Below are 14,273 nucleotides of genomic sequence, written 5' to 3'. Positions count from 1 at the left end.
CGGCGTGCGGGACCCGCGCGGCGGTGTGTCTCAGAGGCTGGCCACGAACGCCGCCCAGGCGTCCCCGCGGAAGGCGAGGTGCGGGCCGTCCGCCACCTTGGAGTCCCGTACGGGCACGACGTCGTGCAGCCCCTCGGCCACCTCGACACAATTGCCGCCGCTTCCGTCGCTGTAGCTCGACTTGTGCCACGTTGTTACGGACAGGTCGTACTCACGCGTGCTGATCATGTTCGTAATCCTCCGCTACAGATTCGATCAGAGCCAGCGATTCACGTCGTGGCAAGGCGTCGGCCGTGAGGAGATCGTAGGTCAGGGAATGCCGGTTGACCGTGGCCGGATCATCAAACAGCAGCCCGGTTCCACTGCCCTCGACGTAGGCGAGCGGAGGGGCGTCGTCGAAGGACATCAGCTTGATCGAGCCGCCCGTCGAGGCGTGTGCACCCGCCCGGAACGGAAACACTTGAACGACGATGCGGTTTGCCCGGACGAGGACCGTGAGGTGGCGCAGGGCCTCTGCCATGACTGCACTGCTGCCGACCGCCCTCCGTAGGACCCCTTCGTCAAGGACGATCCACAACAGGGGGGTTGTTGGATCTTGCAGCAAGGCGGCACGGGCCAGCCGGTTCTCGACCAGCTCGTTGATGACCTCCTCCACAGCGGTCGGCTGGTAGGCCCGGAAGATGGCCCGCGCATACGCTTCTGTCTGCAGCAGCCCGGGGATGATCAGAGGGGCGTACTCCCGGATGGCCGTCGCCAGAGCCTCCGCTTCGGCCGCGGCCGCGAAGTGGTCCGGGTACTTGGACTTGGCCGCCGCCCCGCAGTTGCGGACGAAGAACCCGTTCGTGGCGAGGATGTCGTCCATCTGGCGTGCGAACTCGATGTGCATCCGGCGGGTGCCCGCTTCGAGTTGGCCGATGAACGAGCCGCTCACGAACAGCGGCTCGCCCAACTCGGCCTGGCTCAGACCTGCCCGCTCGCGCGCCACGCGCAGTTCGGCGCCGAGCAGGGCGCGGGGTGAGGAGGAGGGGTCGAGGTTCTTACCTGCCACGGCAACTCCAAGGCCAACAGGTGGGGTTGTTCTCGGTGGTTCCTTGAAAGGCTAGCCAGCCGGTCACCACTCTGTGTGCAGAACCCGACCACTCAGAGTAGAAAGGTGACATGCCATGGTGCTCACGCCCACGGAACGGATCCAGGCGGCCGAGGAGGCCGTACGGGAACTGAAGGAGGCGCTGCACGGGGTGGGCGTCGTGTTCCCCTCGCTGGGCGTGGAACGGGTGTCGGCGGCCGGTACGTACGGGTTGCCTCTGGTGGACCTCGGCCGCTGCAACCTGGACACCGCCCTGCGGCTGGCCGCCGTACTCCACGAGCGGGCGAACCCGTGAGCGCCGGGGACCCGGACCGGGACCGGGCTCGCTGTGCGGCCGCCCTGGAGGGGTTCTTCGCGGTGGCGGAGAGCTGGGAGTTCGAGCTGGCGTGGAAGCTGTGCTGGCTGGAGAAGGAGTTCGCCGAGGCGGGGTGGAAGGGCGGCCCGCCGGACCACGGGCCGCCGGAGCAGCGGCCGGAGCTCGTGACCTAGGCGGCATCCGTGCGCAGGCGGGCGTGGAGGTGCTCGTCGTGCCAGCCGTCCGCGTGGAGGAGGGCGCCGCGCATGGTGCCCTCCAGGGGGAAGCCGGCCTTCGTCGCGACGGCGCAGGAGGCCGGGTTGGCCACGGAATGGGTGATGCGCACGCGGTGCAGGCCGAGGCCGTCGAAGGCCCAGCGGGCGAGCCGGTCGGCGGCCTGTGCCATGACGCCGGTGCCGCGGCCCGCGGGCAGCAGCCAGTAGAGGATCTCGCCGCTGCCGCCCGCCAGGTCGAGGTCGGCGATGCCGATCAGGCCGACCGCGCGGCCGCCCTCGGGGGCGATCGCCCAGATCCCGGACTGCTCCGCCTGCCAGCGGCCGCGCCACACGGCGATCCGCTCTTCGGCGCCGGCCAGGTCGAGGCGGCTCGGGCGGTTCCAGTGCCGGATGTCCGGGTCGCGGTGGGCCGCCACGAGCGCGGGGGCGTCGTACGGGGTCCAGGGCCGCAGGAGCATGCCGCCGGTCAGGGCGAGTTCGGGCTGGACGAGCGCGCGCATCCGGCCGGCCGGGACCACCGGGGGTATCGGGTCGATCATGGTCCGATCATGCCCGCCACCGGGTGGTGACGGGCGCGCGGGCCGGGGTCAGGTCAGGGCCGGTTCCTTCGGGGGGCCGGTCACCGGGTCCGGGGTGTCCGGTCCGCCGTCCGGATCGGGGTCGGTGTTGAGATCGGCCAGCATCCGATCGGTGAAGCCGAAGAAGTAGGTGGCGGCGAAGCCGGCGAGGTAGCCGGTGAGGAGGCCGCCCGCGTAGACCGCGACGGTGACGCCCAGTCCCGAGGAGCCGTCCAGCAGGGGGAAGAGGGCCCAGCCCGAGGGGCCGATGGCGGTGGAACCGAAGGCGGTGCCCAGCTGGTTGCAGAGGCCGACGAAGGCGCCGCCGGCCGCGCCGCCGATGCAGGCGGTGACGAAGGGGCGGCCGAGCGGCAGGGAGACGCCGTAGATCAGGGGTTCGCCGATCCCGAGGAAGCCGGCCGGGAGGGCCGACCTGATGGTGGCGCGCAGCGAGCGGTTGCGCGGGAGCCGGCAGTGGACGGCGAGGGCGGCGCCGACCTGGCCCGCACCCGCCATGGCGAGGATCGGCAGCAGGACGGTGTGGCCGGACTGCTCGATGAGGGTGGTGTGGATGGGGATCAGGGCCTGGTGCAGGCCGAGCATCACCAGCGGGAGGAAGAGCCCGCCGAGGACCAGGCCGGCGAACGCGCCGCCGGTGGACAGCAGCCGGTCGGCGAAGGTGCCGATGGCCGCGGACGCCTCACCGGCGAGGAACATCAGGCCGTAGAGGGTGACCAGGCCCGGCACCAGGACCGTGACGGTGGGGGTGACCAGGACGTCCAGGGCCTCGGGGACCAGGCGCCGGCAGCGCTTCTCCACGTACACGCCCAGCAGGGCCGCCGCGAGCGCGCCGAGGACGCCGCCCTGGCCGGGCCTGAGCTCCGTCCCGAAGGCGGTGATCTTCTCGACGCCCGGGAAGACGATGACGGCGGCGATCGCGCCGCCGAGGATCGGGGTGCCGCCGAACTCCTTGGCCGTGTTGTGGCCGACGAACACCGCGATCAGCGACATGAAGCCGGACGCGATCGCGGCGAGCGCCGGGACGACGGTGGGCAGTTGGCCGAAGTTCGTGAGCAGACCGTTCAGGCCGGCGATGATCCCGCAGCCGATGAGGGCGGGGATCAGCGGCACGAAGATGTTCGCGACGCGGCGCAGCATCAGTTTGACGGGGGTGGCGTTGCGTACTTTCCGGGCTTCCTTCAGCGCGGCGCCCTGCGCGGCGAGTTCGTCGGCCGTGACCGGGTGGGGGGCGGGTGCCCCCGCCGAGCGGCCCTCCTCGACCAGCGCCTCGAACTCGGGGGTGATGCGGGCGACGGCACCCGGCCCGAGCACGATCTGGTAGGTGTCGTCCTCGACCACGCCCAGCACCGCCGGGAGCGCCTTGAGGGCCTCGTCCTGGACGAGCGAGCGGTCGCGCAGCGCGAGGCGCAGGCGGGTCATGCAGTGCGCGATCGAGGTGATGTTGTCGGGGCCGCCGACCAGCGGGAGGATCGCGGCGGCCGTGGCGCGGTTCTTGCCGGTGGACTCGGGGGACTCGGGGGACTCAGGGGCCATGGTGGGGTCGCCTTGCCGTAGGGGGTGGGGTCGGTTCAGCGGGTCCGGGCGTGGGCGAGGGCCGTGCGGAGGTGGCCCTGCGAGGCGGCGAGGAGTGCGGCGGCGGCCGGGCCGTCGACCCGGCCGAGGACGACGAGGACGGCGTTCTTGACCTCACCGCCGGTCGCGGTGAGCGCGGCCTCGATCTCCTCGTCGGGGGCGCCGGTGGCGAGGGCGACGATGCGGTGGGCGCGGGCGCGCAGCTTCTCGTTGGAGGAGCGCATGTCGACCATGAGGTTCCCGTAGGTCTTGCCCAGGCGGATCATGGTGATCGTCGAGATGAGGTTGAGGACGAGCTTCTGCGCGGTGCCGGCCTTGAGGCGGGTGGAGCCGGTGAGGATCTCGGGGCCGACGACCACTTCGATGCGGTGGTCGGCCGCGGCGGCGAGCGCGGAGCCGGCGTTGCAGGACAGGCCGACGGTGAGGGCGCCGCGGGCGCGGGCGGCGGTGACGGCGCCGATCGCGTACGGAGTGCGGCCGGAGGCGGAGATGCCGACGACCGAGTCGTCCGGTCCGATCCGCAGGGCGGCGAGGTCCTCGGCTGCGAGCTGCGGGGAGTCCTCGGCGCCCTCGACGGCCTCCACCATGGCGGTCGGGCCGCCCGCGATGAGGCCGACGACGTCGGCCGGGTCGGTGTTGAAGGTGGGCGGGCACTCGCTGGCGTCCAGGACGCCCATCCGGCCGGCCGTGCCGGCACCGGCGTAGACGAGGCGGCCGCCGCGGGCCATCCGCTCGGCGACGGCGTCGATGGCCGCGGCGATCTGCGGCAGCTGCGCGGCGACGGCGGCCGGGACGGTGGCGTCCTCGGCGTTCATGGTGCGGGCGATGTCGAGGGTGGACAGCCGGTCGATCTCGGCGAGCTCGGGACGGAAGGCCTCGGTGGTCAGCGCCTCCAGCTGGGCGCGGAGTTCGGCGTGTGCGGTCATGGCGGGGGCCTCCGGCGGTTCGGCAGGTCGGGCGGGCTGCGGCGGGTGGGGTGCCACGCCGTCGACGCCCGGCGGGGCGAGCGGTGCGGTGCGCGCTGCGGGCGGCGGGTGTTCTCGCGGCTTCGCGTCCGGGGTCGCCGGCTGCCGGTCGGCGTGGGGCCTGCCGTCGGCCGGCGTGAGGTCCGCGGCCGGTCGGTGTGGGGAGGGCCGGGCCGTGTCCGGTGGGGCGCCGGCTGCCGGGCGGGTGCGGGCCGCGGCGGTGGTCCGCGGGATGCCGGCGGGGGCCCCGGAGCCGGGACCCGGGCCGGTGGCCGGGGTTCCGTTCGGCTCCTTGGTCACGCCTGAAAGCTATTTTCGGGCGGGACGGGGGTCAATCCGCCATTGGGCCCACGCCGGACGGGCCTTCGTCAGCGGCTGCCGGGAGGTCCACAATGGGCCCATGGACCACACGACCCCCCTGGAACAGGCGCTGCACGTCGCCCGCGCACTCGTGCTCGCCGACCTCGCCGCAGGTGAGGTCGCCGATGCCGATGTCGTCTCCCTCGTCGAGGACTCGGTCATGCACCGCCGCTGGTGGGTGGAGCAGTGGCCGGAGGGGGTCGACTACCTCCCGGGGCTCGTCGCCCAGGACGTGCAGGACTCGCTGCTGGAGAAGCACGGGCGCTGGCCGCTGTGCCCGGTCTGCGGCCACGGCGAACCGCATGCGCTGGACGTGGAGCCGGAGCTGGGACCCGACCCGCACTGGGTGTGCTCGGAGGCGGGCGTGAGAGTGGCCGCGGTCGGCGGCCTCGGACCGGTCCTCGGCGCCCGGTGAGCCGCCGGTGACCGTCTACATCGATCCGCCGACCTGGCCGGGCCACGGCCGCCTGTGGTCGCACCTGGTCAGCGACGTCTCGTACGAGGAGCTGCACGTGTTCGCGGCGGCCATCGGCTGCCCGCCGCGGGCCTTCGAGCGCGACCACTACGACGTGCCCTCGCACCGCTACGCCGACGCGGTCGCCGCGGGTGCGGTGGAGGTCGGCAGCAAGGAGTTGGTCCGCCGGCTCACGGCGGCCGGCCTGCGCCGCCCGAAGGGCCGGCCGGCGGCGGGCTAGGCCGCACGGCGGGCGAGGTCCGGAAGGGACGGGCCGGGGCGGAGCGCGGTGCCGGCGCCCCGGGCCATCCGGCCGACTACTGGCTCGGCGACGCGGGCGGCGGCGAGGTCGCGGGGGGTGCGGACGGCTCCGGGACCGCGTTGGGCTGGGCTGCCGCGGGGAGGGACCAGACGTGCTGCGGAGTCACGATCCTGGTGATCCTGTTGGCGACGAGGGAACTCAGGCTGCCGGCCTTCCCGTCGACGTCGGAGTTGATGACGATCACCAGGGTGGCGCGGTCCTGCGGCAGGCGGACGGCGATCGTCTCGTAGCCGGGCAGTTCGCCGTTGTGGCCGATCCAGCCGTCGATGGAGGCGATGCCGAGGCCGTAGCCCACGTCGGGGTGGCCGGTGGGCAGCATCCGCAGCCGCTGGGCCTGGGTGCCCGGCTCCAGCATCCGGCCGCCGTCCGGCAGCCGGCCGCCGACCAGGGTCGGGACCCAGCTGCGCAGGTCGTCGACGGTGGAGATCATCGCCCCGGCCGACCAGGCCCAGGAGGGATTCCACCGGGAGGCGTCGACGGTCGCGCCGTCCGGGGTGAAGTTGCTGTAGCCGTGCACGTACGGGCTGGTGATCTCGGCGCCGGTCGGCAGTGAGGTCGCGGCCAGGTCGGCCGGTTGAAGGACGTTCTGCTCCAGGTAGGTGTGCAGGGGCTGACCGCTGACCTTCTCCACGAGGAGGCCGAGCAGGACGGTGTTGGTGTTGGAGTACTCCCAGCGGGCGCCCGGCGGGAAGTTCGCCGGGTGCCGGAAGGCGATGTCCAGCAGTTCCTGCGGCTTCCAGGCGCGGTAGGGGTCCGCCTGGTAGGCGGCCAGCATGCGCGGGTCCTGGGTGTAGTCGTACAGGCCGCTGCGCATCTCGGCGAGTTGCCGGACGGTGATGCGTCCGCCGCCGGGCACCCCGTCCAGGTACGTCGAGATCGGCGCGTCGAGCCGTACCTTCCCGTCGTCGACGAGCTGGAGGACGCCGGTGATGGTGAAGGTCTTGGTGACGCTGCCGATGCGGGTGTGCATGTCGGTCTTGAGGGGTGCGCCGGTGGTCTTGTCGGAGGTGCCGAAGGACCGTACGTAGGCCTCGTCGCCGTCGATCCACAGGCCTACGCCCACCCCGGGGATGCCCGCCTCGCGCATGGCCGCGGTGATCGCGTCGTCGAGTTTCTCGGCGATCACGTCATCGATGCCGACCCGGCCGGGCGGGGCGGTGGCCGGGGCCTGGCCGGCGCACAGCGCGGTCAGCAGGAGGGAGGCGGCGGCCACGACGGTGGGCGTGCGGTAACGGCCCATGCAGGATCACCCCTGAGGCACGTCCCCGAGCGGTCCCTGGTCCCCGAGCGGTCCCATCCATCGTAGGGAGCCCGATGCGGGGCGGCGACCGGGGGCGGCCGGGCCCGGGAGGGACCGCGGCCGCGACCCGGGGCCCGGGCCGTGGCCCGGACGCGACGCCGCCGCGGGCCGGGCGGTCAGGTGCGGGCCGGCGCGGGTGCGGCGGCCCGGGCGGCGCCGCCCGCGGCGACCACGCGGGTGGCGCGCGGCGGCGTACGGCGGTCGAGGCGCAGGGCGGCCACGGCGAGGGCGATCGCGGTCACCGTCATCGCGGCACCGGCCCAGGCGGTCGCGGAGAAGCCCAGCCCGGCGTCGATGACGGTGCCGCCGAGCCAGGGGCCGCCGGTGTTGCCGAGGTTGAAGGCCGCGGTGGTGGTCGCTCCGGCCAGGGTCGGGGCGGCGCCTGCGACGTTGAACATGCGGGCGTTGAGCGCCGGGGCGGTGAAGAAGGCCGAGACGCCCAGCAGGAAGGACAGCGCGACAGCGGCGACGGCCACCGGGGCGAGGAGGGCGAGCGCGGCCAGGAAGACGGTGGAGGCGGTGATGCCCCAGATCATCACGCCGAACAGGTGCGCGTCGGCGACGCGGCCGCCGACGGTCGTTCCGACGAGTGCGCCGATCCCGAAGAGGCCGAGGATCCACGGCACCCACTGCGAGTCCATCCCGGCCACGTCGGTGAGCAGCGGCGAGAGGTAGCTGATGGCGCAGAAGACGCCGCCCGCGCCCAGTGCGGTGATGCCGATCGCGAGCCAGACCTGGCGGTCGCCGTAGATGCGCAGCTCGCGGCGGAGCGTCGGCCGCTCGGCGGGCAGCGGGATGCGGGGGATGAGCGCGAGGATGCCGACGAGGGCGACCGCCGAGGCCGCGCCGACCGCCCAGAACGCGGAGCGCCAGCCGAGGTGCTCGCCGAGGAACGCGCCGGCCGGGACGCCGAGGACGTTGGCGATGGACAGGCCGCCGATCATCACGGCCATCGCGCGGGCGCGCTGGTCCTCGTCGACCATGGCGATGGCGACGGCCGCTCCGACGGCCCAGAAGCCGGCGCAGGCGAGGGCCGCGACCACGCGGGAGGCGAAGAGGAGCTCGTAGGAGGGGGCCAGCGCACCCGCGACCTGCCCGAGGCCGAAGAGGCTGATGAGGGCGATGAGGGTGGTGCGGCGGGGGAGCCGCAGGGTGGCCACGGCCAGCAGTGGCGCGCCGACGACCATGCCGATCGCGAAGGCGGAGATGAGCAGGCCCGCCCGCGGGATGCTGACGCCCATGTCGTCGGCGATCGGCGGCAGCAGCCCGGAGAGCATGAACTCGCTGGTGCCGAGTGCGAAGACGGACAGTCCGAGGACGTGGACGGCGACGGGCATGCGGGGGCGTGCGGTGGCTGCGGGCATGACTGTCACCAACCCGTGCGAACGGGCTTGCATTCCCCCGGCCGTGCCCATTGCGTGCCCGTCCCGTGTCGCTCCCGTGTCATCCTGCGGCCGCCGTGCCCCGGCTCTGCGGTCCGGGCGGCGCGTTCGGCGCGTCAGACGGGTTCGGCGGGTTCGGCGGGTTCGGCGAGTTCGGCGAGTTCGGCGGTGATGTTCGCGCGGGCCCGGGCCTCCCAGTGCGCCGCGCCGTGGGGGGTGCGGAAGAGCCGCGGCAGGTCGAGGAGGTGGCGCAGGACGGCGGCCCGGCCGGTGCGGAAGGCGTCGTCGGGGACGAAGCCGTACTCCTCGCGGACGGCGGCCGCGTAGGCGGCGTACTCCGGCCCGGTGCCGGCCAGCACGGCCAGGTCGGCGTCGCAGAGCACCTCGCCGTCGGTGTCGCCGGGGGCGGGGTCGTGGGTGACGGTGAGCCGGACCAGGCGGGCCACCTCGGCGGTGCGCGCGGCGTCGATGCCGAGTTCGGGGAGGGCGCGCTCGGCGAGGGCGGCGCTGCGCTCCTCGTTCTCGGAGCGGTCGGGACGGTAGACGGCGTCGTGGAACCAGGCGGCGAGCCGGACGGCCGCGGGGTCGGTGGCGTGCGGGGCCAGTACGTCGATCCGCGCGAGTACGTCGGCCAGGTGCGCGGTGGTGTGGTAGCGGCGCTGGGGCTCCGCCCAGGCGGCGAGGAGGCGCTCGGCGTAGGGGTCGGGATCACGGCCGGCGGCGCCGCCGGCCGCGGCCACGGTGGCCCGCCAGCGGGCGCGGAGGTCCGTCGTGTCGGTGTGCGGGGTGCCTGTGTCCATGCGCACATTGTGGGGGTGGCGTGATTGTGCTGGTGGAGCTCCCCCGGCGGCCCGTACCCTGAACATTGGACTAGACCTCTTTTGCGTGGCTTCTCGAAGGATGGGATCGAATGAGCAACCGTGTGCTCCTGGAGGTGATCGCCCTCGACGTGGAGGACGCGGTCGCGGCCCAGGCCGGTGGGGCCGACCGACTGGAGCTGGTGACCGACATGGCCGCCGACGGGCTCACCCCGGCGCGCGAGACGTTCGCGGCGATCCGGGCGGCGGTCGACATCCCGCTGCGCGTGATGATCCGCACGGCGGACGGCTTCGCCGCGGGGGACGTCGCGGGCCTGGCGGCGACGGCGCGGGGGCTGCGGGCGGAGGGGGCGCGGGAGTTCGTACTCGGTTTCCTGAACGCGGACGGCAGCCCCGACCTGGCCGCGGTCGAGGCGGTCGTGGCGGAGCTGGACGGCTGCCCGTGGACGTTCCACCGGGCCATCGACCGCGCGGCGGACCGGGACGGGCTGCGCAAGGCGCTGGCCGACCTGCCGGGGCTGGACACCTACCTGACGGCGGGCTCGGCGGCCGGGGTCGAGGACGGGCTGCCGGTCCTGCTCGCCGAGGCGCGGCGGGGTGGCGAGCCGGGGTACGGGCCGCGGATCCTCGTCGGCGGCGGCCTGACGCTCGCACACGTGGCGGCGCTGCGGGCGGGCGGGGTGGACGCCTTCCACATCGGCGGCGCGGCGCGCCCCGACGGCTGGGACCGCCCGGTCTCGGCAACGGCCGTCGCCGCCTGGCGAACCGCCCTGGACCGCCCGGATCGCAGCCTCGCGGGCGTCTGAGGCGCGGTGTCCGGGGCGGACCTCGGGAGCCCGGCCGGGCGGCGTCCCCGCCCCCGACCAGGCCGGTCCGCCCACGGGACGGCAGTTCCAGCCGCGCCGGCGTTCGAGGCGTGGGGGCCGGTCAGCGGAGGGCGGCGGGGAGGGGGGAGGCGTGGAGGGCCGTCAGGCCGGAGACGGCTCGGGTGAGGCAGACGTAGAGGCGGCGCAGCCCGGTGCGTTCGTCCGGTTCGCCGTCGACGATCGCAGCCGGCTCGTCGAGGACCACGTAGTCGTACTCCAGGCCCTTCGCCAGCGACGCCGGGACGAGCGTCAGGCGCGATTCGGCGGTGGTCTCCTCACCGGGCGACAGGTGGGGCAGGTCCGCCGCCCGCAGGGCCTCGGCCAGGGCGGGGATGCGGGCGTCCGCCGCGATCAGGCCGGTCGAGCCCTCGTGGGCCAGGGATTCCCGACAGGCTTGCACCACCGCCGCCGTCAGGTCGTCCGTCGGCGTCACCCGCAGCGACCCGGGTGCCTCGCGGACCGAGGAGACAGGAGCCAGGCCCGGGGAGATCGCCGGCAGCAGGCGGGACGCGTAGGCGATCACCTCGCGCGGCACACGGAAGCCCGCCGTCAGCTCCTCCAGCACCGCCTGCGGCTTGCCCAGGTGCGCCAGTGCCTCGTCCCAGCTGCGCGTCGCCCACGGCGTGGTGCCCTGCGCGAGGTCGCCCAGGACCGTCGCCGAGCCGGTGGTGCAGCGCCGTCCCACCGCCCGGTACTGCATGGGGGAGAGGTCCTGTGCCTCGTCGAGGACGACGTGGCCGAGTGAGGGGGTGCGTTCCACCAGGTCGGCCGCCTCGTCGATGAGGACGAGGTCCGCCGCCGACCACTTCGCCGACTTCACGCTCCGGAACGGCTTGGGCCACAGCAGCAGCTTCTGCTCCTCCGCCGTCAGGACGTCCTGGGCGTGGACGGCGAGGAAGTCGGGGTCGGAGAGCAGCCGCAGGACCAGCTTCGCCGGTTCGACGGGCGGCCAGATCTCCTTGACCGCGGCCTTGACGGCCGCGTTGCGGGCGACCGCGTCCTGGACGCGGTCGTCGGGGGCCTCGCCCGCCTGCTCCATGCGGACCAGGACGGCGTGCGCGATGCGCCGGGGGAGGGCCTCGCGGGCGGCGCCGTAGCGGATGTCGCGGTTCTGCAGTTCCTCGACCATCTCCTCCAGCTCGTACGCCGGCACGCGCCAGCGGCGGGAGCCGCGGACCACCATCAGGGGTTCCGTGGGGCGGGCGACGTGCGAGCGGACGGCGCGGCGCAACACCTGCGCCATGCGGGCGTCGCCCTTGACGACGGCGGTCGCGGCGGGGTCGCTGCCGCGGACTTCCAGGCCCTCGCGGGCGACGAGGTCGTCGACGGTGGCCTGCTTGACCTCCAGCTCGCCGAGGGCGGGCAGGACCTGCTCGATGTAGTGCAGGAACGAGCGGTTGGGTCCGATGACGAGGGTGCCGGTGCGGGCCAGGCGCTCGCGGTGCGCGTACAGCAGGTACGCCACCCGGTGCAGGCCGACGGCGGTCTTCCCGGTGCCGGGGCCGCCCTGTACGCAGACGGAGCCGGACAGTCCGGCGCGGACGATCTCGTCCTGCTCGGGCTGGATCGTCGCGACGATGTCGCGCATGGGGCCGACGCGGGGGCGTTCGATCTCCTGCTGGAGGAGTGTGCTGACGGCGGCCGCCTCGGCCGGGTCGGACAGGTGCTCGTCCTCGTAGGCGGTGAGTTCGCCGCCCGTGTAGCCGAAGCGGCGGCGCAGCGCGATGTCCTGCGGGTCCTTCTTGGAGGCGCGGTAGAACGGCTGGGAGACGGGGGCGCGCCAGTCGATGACCATCGGGTCGCCGTCGGCGTCGTGGACGTGGCGGCGGCCGATGTAGAACTGCTCGCCCCCCGCACCCTCGGCGAGGTCGGCGCCGGGGGCGTGCAGGTAGTCGAGGCGGCCGAAGAAGAGCGGCGTGTGGGAGAGGTCGGCGAGTGCCTTGATGCGTTCGTCGATCTGGGCTTCCAGCACGGCCGCGTTGACCCAGTTCGCGGTGACGTCGCGGATGTCCAGGGCCTCGACGTCCTCGCGCATGGCGCGCAGGGCGGAGCGCGAGGCGGCGAGGTGGGCCCGCTCGCGGCCCAGCGGGTCGGCGGGCGCGGTCGTGTCGTCGGGTGGGGTGGTGGTCTCGGGGGCGTGCGCGGGCACGGGAATGCCTCCAACTGCTGGTACCTGGTACGGAACAGATGCCCCCGGTTTCCGGCCGGCAGGCGGCTCTCCCCGATGAGCGGTGGGAGGCGGCAAGAGCGGAGATTGTAGCCAGCGCGGGGTACCTGCGCGAACCGATTTCCCGGCCGCCGGTTCCTTCCGCCCGGGACCTCCGTACGGGTGTCGTACGGGGGAGTGTCAGACCTACGGGAGGGCTTGTCGGGGTTGGCATGCGACTGGAGGTGGAGGCTGGAGGCCGTGGGACTGGCTCCTCAGGGCGATGTGCATCCGGTGGCGTCGGCGCACCATGGATTCATGAGCACCGCAACCTTCACCCCGGTCCAGGGTGGCCGCCCGAGCGGCGCCACCGCCATCTCCGATTCCACGCCCCGCCACCGCCTCGGCAGCATGCTGCGCGCCGCGAAGGTGTTCGCGGCGGCCGCTGTGAGCGTCGTCGTGCTGGGCGAGTACGCCGAGGACGCGGGCGTCATACGCCGCTGAGGCCGCCCGCGTCCCGCGTCCGGCGTGCCGCGTCCGCCCGTCAGGCCTCGATCGCCTGGTAGACGGTCGTCCAGAAGTCGTGGATGAGCCGCGCCGGAGCGGGGGTGGTCAGCCCGACCTGCGTGAGGAGGATGCCGGTGATTCCGTTCTCCGGGTCGGGGTAGGCCGAGGTGCCGGTTCCGCCGTCCCAGCCGAACTGGCCGGTGGGCGCGTAGTCGCCGCGGTAGGTGCGCACCGCCATCCCGAAGCCCCAGCCGCCCTGCTGGCCCTGGCCGAAGGACACGTGGACGGCGTTGCGGGCGAGGGCCGACCTCGCGGCTTCCTGTTCGGGCGTGAGGCGGTTGGTGGTCATCAGCTCGACGGCGGGCCGGGACAGGATCCGCTCACCGCCGTGCATGCCGCGGTTCAGCAGCATCCGGAAGTAGGCGTGGTAGTCGTCGACCGTGGAGACCAGTCCGCCGCCGCCGGCCTGGAACGCCGGGGGCATGCTGTACTGCCCGGTCCCGGCCTCGTCCCAGACGGTGAACTCGCCCGTCTGCGGATCGGGTGCGTAGCTGGGAGGCAGGCGGTCGAGCTTGTCGGCGGGCACGTGGAAGCCGGTGTCACCCATGCCGAGGGGGTCGAGGACGCGCTCGCGCAGGAACGTCTCGAAGGGCCGGCCGGTCACCCGCGAGACGAGCACGCCGAGCACGTCGTGGCTGAGGTGGTACTGCCAGTGCTCGCCGGGCTGGTGCATCAGCGGCAGCGTGCCGAGGCGGCGCATCCACTCGTCCGGTTCAGGCAACGGCGTCGCGCCCTGGCTGAACACGCCGCTCTCGAAGACGGCGTTCATGATCGGGGCGCCCAGCGCGGTCAGGTCGATGCCCAGACCGAAGGTGGAGGTCAGCAGGTCCCGGACGGTGATCGGGCGCCGGGCGGGCCCGGTGTCGTCGATCGGGCCGTCGATCCGCTTGAGCACCTGGCGGCCGGCCAGTTCGGGCAGCCACTCGTCCACCGGGTCGTCCAGCCGCAGTCGGCACTCGTCGAGCAGGACCATCGATGCCGCCATGGTCACCGGCTTGGACGTGGAGGCCATCCGGAAGATCGTGTCCCGGCTCATCGGCGCGCCGACGTCGTGGCGCATCGTCCCGATCGCCTCGACGTACGTCTCCTCGCCGCGGCTGACGAGGGCCACCACTCCGGGGATCCTCCCCGAGTCGACGTGCCGGTTCAGTACGTCCCGCATCGTGCGCAGCCCTGCTTCGGAAAAGCCGCCCTTGCTCTTGCCCATGATGGGTCTCCCCCCGGTCGATGTTCGGCGTTTGCTGAACGACTTCGACGCTACATTGCGTTTACGAATCGGTCAACGAAATAGCGGGCTACTGGCCTGTGATTGCAGGGGGGTGTTG

Annotated in this window: 16 protein-coding genes; 6 read left to right on the top strand and 10 right to left on the bottom strand. The window is 73.6% G+C overall.

Annotated features, from left to right (window positions below; genetic code table 11):
• Positions 1-30: 30 nt before the first annotated feature.
• Positions 31-228 carry a DUF397 domain-containing protein gene (locus IF89_RS0119705; RefSeq protein WP_030769485.1) on the bottom strand — a complete coding sequence of 66 codons (198 nt, stop codon included), beginning with the start codon at positions 226-228 and terminating at the stop codon, positions 31-33.
• Positions 212-1,048, bottom strand: a complete 837-nt coding sequence (locus IF89_RS0119700) for a helix-turn-helix domain-containing protein (protein WP_030769483.1) — start codon at positions 1,046-1,048, stop codon at positions 212-214. Before IF89_RS0119700 ends, IF89_RS0119705 begins: the two co-directional genes overlap by 17 nt.
• A gap of 115 nt (positions 1,049-1,163) precedes the next feature.
• Here IF89_RS0119700 and IF89_RS0119695 point away from each other — a divergent pair, with 115 nt between their 5' ends.
• Positions 1,164-1,382, top strand: a complete 219-nt coding sequence (locus tag IF89_RS0119695; RefSeq protein ID WP_030769479.1) for a hypothetical protein — start codon at positions 1,164-1,166, stop codon at positions 1,380-1,382.
• Complete coding sequence (locus IF89_RS0119690; RefSeq protein ID WP_030769477.1) at positions 1,379-1,576, top strand: hypothetical protein; 198 nt, start codon at positions 1,379-1,381, stop codon at positions 1,574-1,576. The genes IF89_RS0119695 and IF89_RS0119690 overlap by 4 nt, the downstream gene beginning before the upstream one ends.
• On the opposite strand, the gene IF89_RS0119685 is transcribed toward IF89_RS0119690, so the two are convergent.
• Genes IF89_RS0119685 through murQ form a run of 3 tightly spaced genes read right to left on the bottom strand, consistent with a single transcriptional unit; the run spans position 1,573 to position 4,694 of the window.
• Complete coding sequence (locus tag IF89_RS0119685) at positions 1,573-2,157, bottom strand: GNAT family N-acetyltransferase (RefSeq protein ID WP_030769474.1); 585 nt, start codon at positions 2,155-2,157, stop codon at positions 1,573-1,575. The two genes, IF89_RS0119690 and IF89_RS0119685, sit on opposite strands and share 4 nt — an antisense overlap.
• Before the next feature lie 48 nt (positions 2,158-2,205).
• Entirely contained in the window at positions 2,206-3,729 is a 1,524-nt protein-coding gene (locus IF89_RS0119680) for a PTS transporter subunit EIIC (protein WP_051807292.1), read from the bottom strand.
• 35 nt (positions 3,730-3,764) lie between these two features.
• A complete protein-coding gene (gene murQ, locus IF89_RS0119675) occupies positions 3,765-4,694 on the bottom strand; it encodes an N-acetylmuramic acid 6-phosphate etherase (RefSeq protein WP_030769469.1) in 930 nt (309 codons plus the stop codon).
• Positions 4,695-5,133: 439 nt separating this feature from the next.
• On the opposite strand from murQ, the gene IF89_RS0119670 reads away from it, so the two are divergent.
• Together IF89_RS0119670 and IF89_RS0119665 are read left to right on the top strand one after the other, a co-directional pair.
• The gene (locus IF89_RS0119670) at positions 5,134-5,508 is read left to right on the top strand and encodes a hypothetical protein (RefSeq protein ID WP_030769466.1); all 375 of its coding nucleotides are present in this window, start codon (positions 5,134-5,136) and stop codon (positions 5,506-5,508) included.
• Positions 5,509-5,515: 7 nt separating this feature from the next.
• Complete coding sequence (locus IF89_RS0119665; RefSeq protein WP_030769464.1) at positions 5,516-5,788, top strand: DUF4031 domain-containing protein; 273 nt, start codon at positions 5,516-5,518, stop codon at positions 5,786-5,788.
• Positions 5,789-5,864: 76 nt separating this feature from the next.
• Here the strand turns inward: IF89_RS0119665 and IF89_RS0119660 are convergent, their stop codons facing one another.
• The 3 genes from IF89_RS0119660 to IF89_RS0119650 all read right to left on the bottom strand — a co-directional run bounded on the left by IF89_RS0119660 (position 5,865) and on the right by IF89_RS0119650 (position 9,351).
• On the bottom strand, positions 5,865-7,109 hold the full coding sequence (locus IF89_RS0119660) for a serine hydrolase domain-containing protein (protein WP_030769461.1): 1,245 nt from the start codon (positions 7,107-7,109) through the stop codon (positions 5,865-5,867).
• A 176-nt stretch (positions 7,110-7,285) separates the two neighbouring features.
• Positions 7,286-8,506 (bottom strand): Cmx/CmrA family chloramphenicol efflux MFS transporter, encoded by a 1,221-nt coding sequence (locus IF89_RS0119655; protein ID WP_199820528.1) that lies wholly within the window; start codon positions 8,504-8,506, stop codon positions 7,286-7,288.
• A 161-nt stretch (positions 8,507-8,667) separates the two neighbouring features.
• Positions 8,668-9,351, bottom strand: a complete 684-nt coding sequence (locus IF89_RS0119650) for a hypothetical protein (protein ID WP_043194144.1) — start codon at positions 9,349-9,351, stop codon at positions 8,668-8,670.
• A 110-nt stretch (positions 9,352-9,461) separates the two neighbouring features.
• Here IF89_RS0119650 and IF89_RS0119645 point away from each other — a divergent pair, with 110 nt between their 5' ends.
• On the top strand, positions 9,462-10,175 hold the full coding sequence (locus tag IF89_RS0119645) for a copper homeostasis protein CutC (protein WP_030769452.1): 714 nt from the start codon (positions 9,462-9,464) through the stop codon (positions 10,173-10,175).
• Between the two features lie 121 nt (positions 10,176-10,296).
• Here IF89_RS0119645 and IF89_RS0119640 read toward each other — a convergent pair whose 3' ends face one another.
• Positions 10,297-12,384 carry a HelD family protein gene (locus tag IF89_RS0119640; RefSeq protein WP_030769449.1) on the bottom strand — a complete coding sequence of 696 codons (2,088 nt, stop codon included), beginning with the start codon at positions 12,382-12,384 and terminating at the stop codon, positions 10,297-10,299.
• A gap of 315 nt (positions 12,385-12,699) precedes the next feature.
• Here IF89_RS0119640 and IF89_RS0119635 point away from each other — a divergent pair, with 315 nt between their 5' ends.
• Positions 12,700-12,885 (top strand): hypothetical protein, encoded by a 186-nt coding sequence (locus IF89_RS0119635; protein WP_030769446.1) that lies wholly within the window; start codon positions 12,700-12,702, stop codon positions 12,883-12,885.
• Between the two features lie 40 nt (positions 12,886-12,925).
• On the opposite strand, the gene IF89_RS0119630 is transcribed toward IF89_RS0119635, so the two are convergent.
• Positions 12,926-14,155, bottom strand: a complete 1,230-nt coding sequence (locus IF89_RS0119630) for a serine hydrolase domain-containing protein (protein WP_030769443.1) — start codon at positions 14,153-14,155, stop codon at positions 12,926-12,928.
• Between the last annotated feature and the right edge of the window lie 118 nt (positions 14,156-14,273).

The organism is Streptomyces sp. NRRL F-2664, assembly GCF_000719345.1.
In the GTDB taxonomy this organism is placed as follows: domain Bacteria; phylum Actinomycetota; class Actinomycetes; order Streptomycetales; family Streptomycetaceae; genus Streptomyces.
The sequence above is the reverse complement of the archived record's forward strand: the minus strand, read 5'-3'. Positions and strand labels throughout refer to the sequence as shown.

Excerpts from the sequence above, each read along its gene's own strand:
- IF89_RS0119705 (WP_030769485.1), bottom strand. The coding sequence starts at position 228 with ATGATCAGCACGCGTGAGTACGACCTGTCCGTAACAACGTGGCACAAG.
- IF89_RS0119695 (WP_030769479.1), top strand. The coding sequence starts at position 1,164 with ATGGTGCTCACGCCCACGGAACGGATCCAGGCGGCCGAGGAGGCCGTA.
- IF89_RS0119685 (WP_030769474.1), bottom strand. The coding sequence starts at position 2,157 with ATGATCGACCCGATACCCCCGGTGGTCCCGGCCGGCCGGATGCGCGCG.
- IF89_RS0119680 (WP_051807292.1), bottom strand. The coding sequence starts at position 3,729 with ATGGCCCCTGAGTCCCCCGAGTCCCCCGAGTCCACCGGCAAGAACCGC.
- murQ (WP_030769469.1), bottom strand. The coding sequence starts at position 4,694 with ATGACCGCACACGCCGAACTCCGCGCCCAGCTGGAGGCGCTGACCACC.
- IF89_RS0119670 (WP_030769466.1), top strand. The coding sequence starts at position 5,134 with ATGGACCACACGACCCCCCTGGAACAGGCGCTGCACGTCGCCCGCGCA.
- IF89_RS0119660 (WP_030769461.1), bottom strand. The coding sequence starts at position 7,109 with ATGGGCCGTTACCGCACGCCCACCGTCGTGGCCGCCGCCTCCCTCCTG.
- IF89_RS0119655 (WP_199820528.1), bottom strand. The coding sequence starts at position 8,506 with ATGCCCGTCGCCGTCCACGTCCTCGGACTGTCCGTCTTCGCACTCGGC.
- IF89_RS0119650 (WP_043194144.1), bottom strand. The coding sequence starts at position 9,351 with ATGGACACAGGCACCCCGCACACCGACACGACGGACCTCCGCGCCCGC.
- IF89_RS0119645 (WP_030769452.1), top strand. The coding sequence starts at position 9,462 with ATGAGCAACCGTGTGCTCCTGGAGGTGATCGCCCTCGACGTGGAGGAC.
- IF89_RS0119635 (WP_030769446.1), top strand. The coding sequence starts at position 12,700 with ATGAGCACCGCAACCTTCACCCCGGTCCAGGGTGGCCGCCCGAGCGGC.
- IF89_RS0119630 (WP_030769443.1), bottom strand. The coding sequence starts at position 14,155 with ATGGGCAAGAGCAAGGGCGGCTTTTCCGAAGCAGGGCTGCGCACGATG.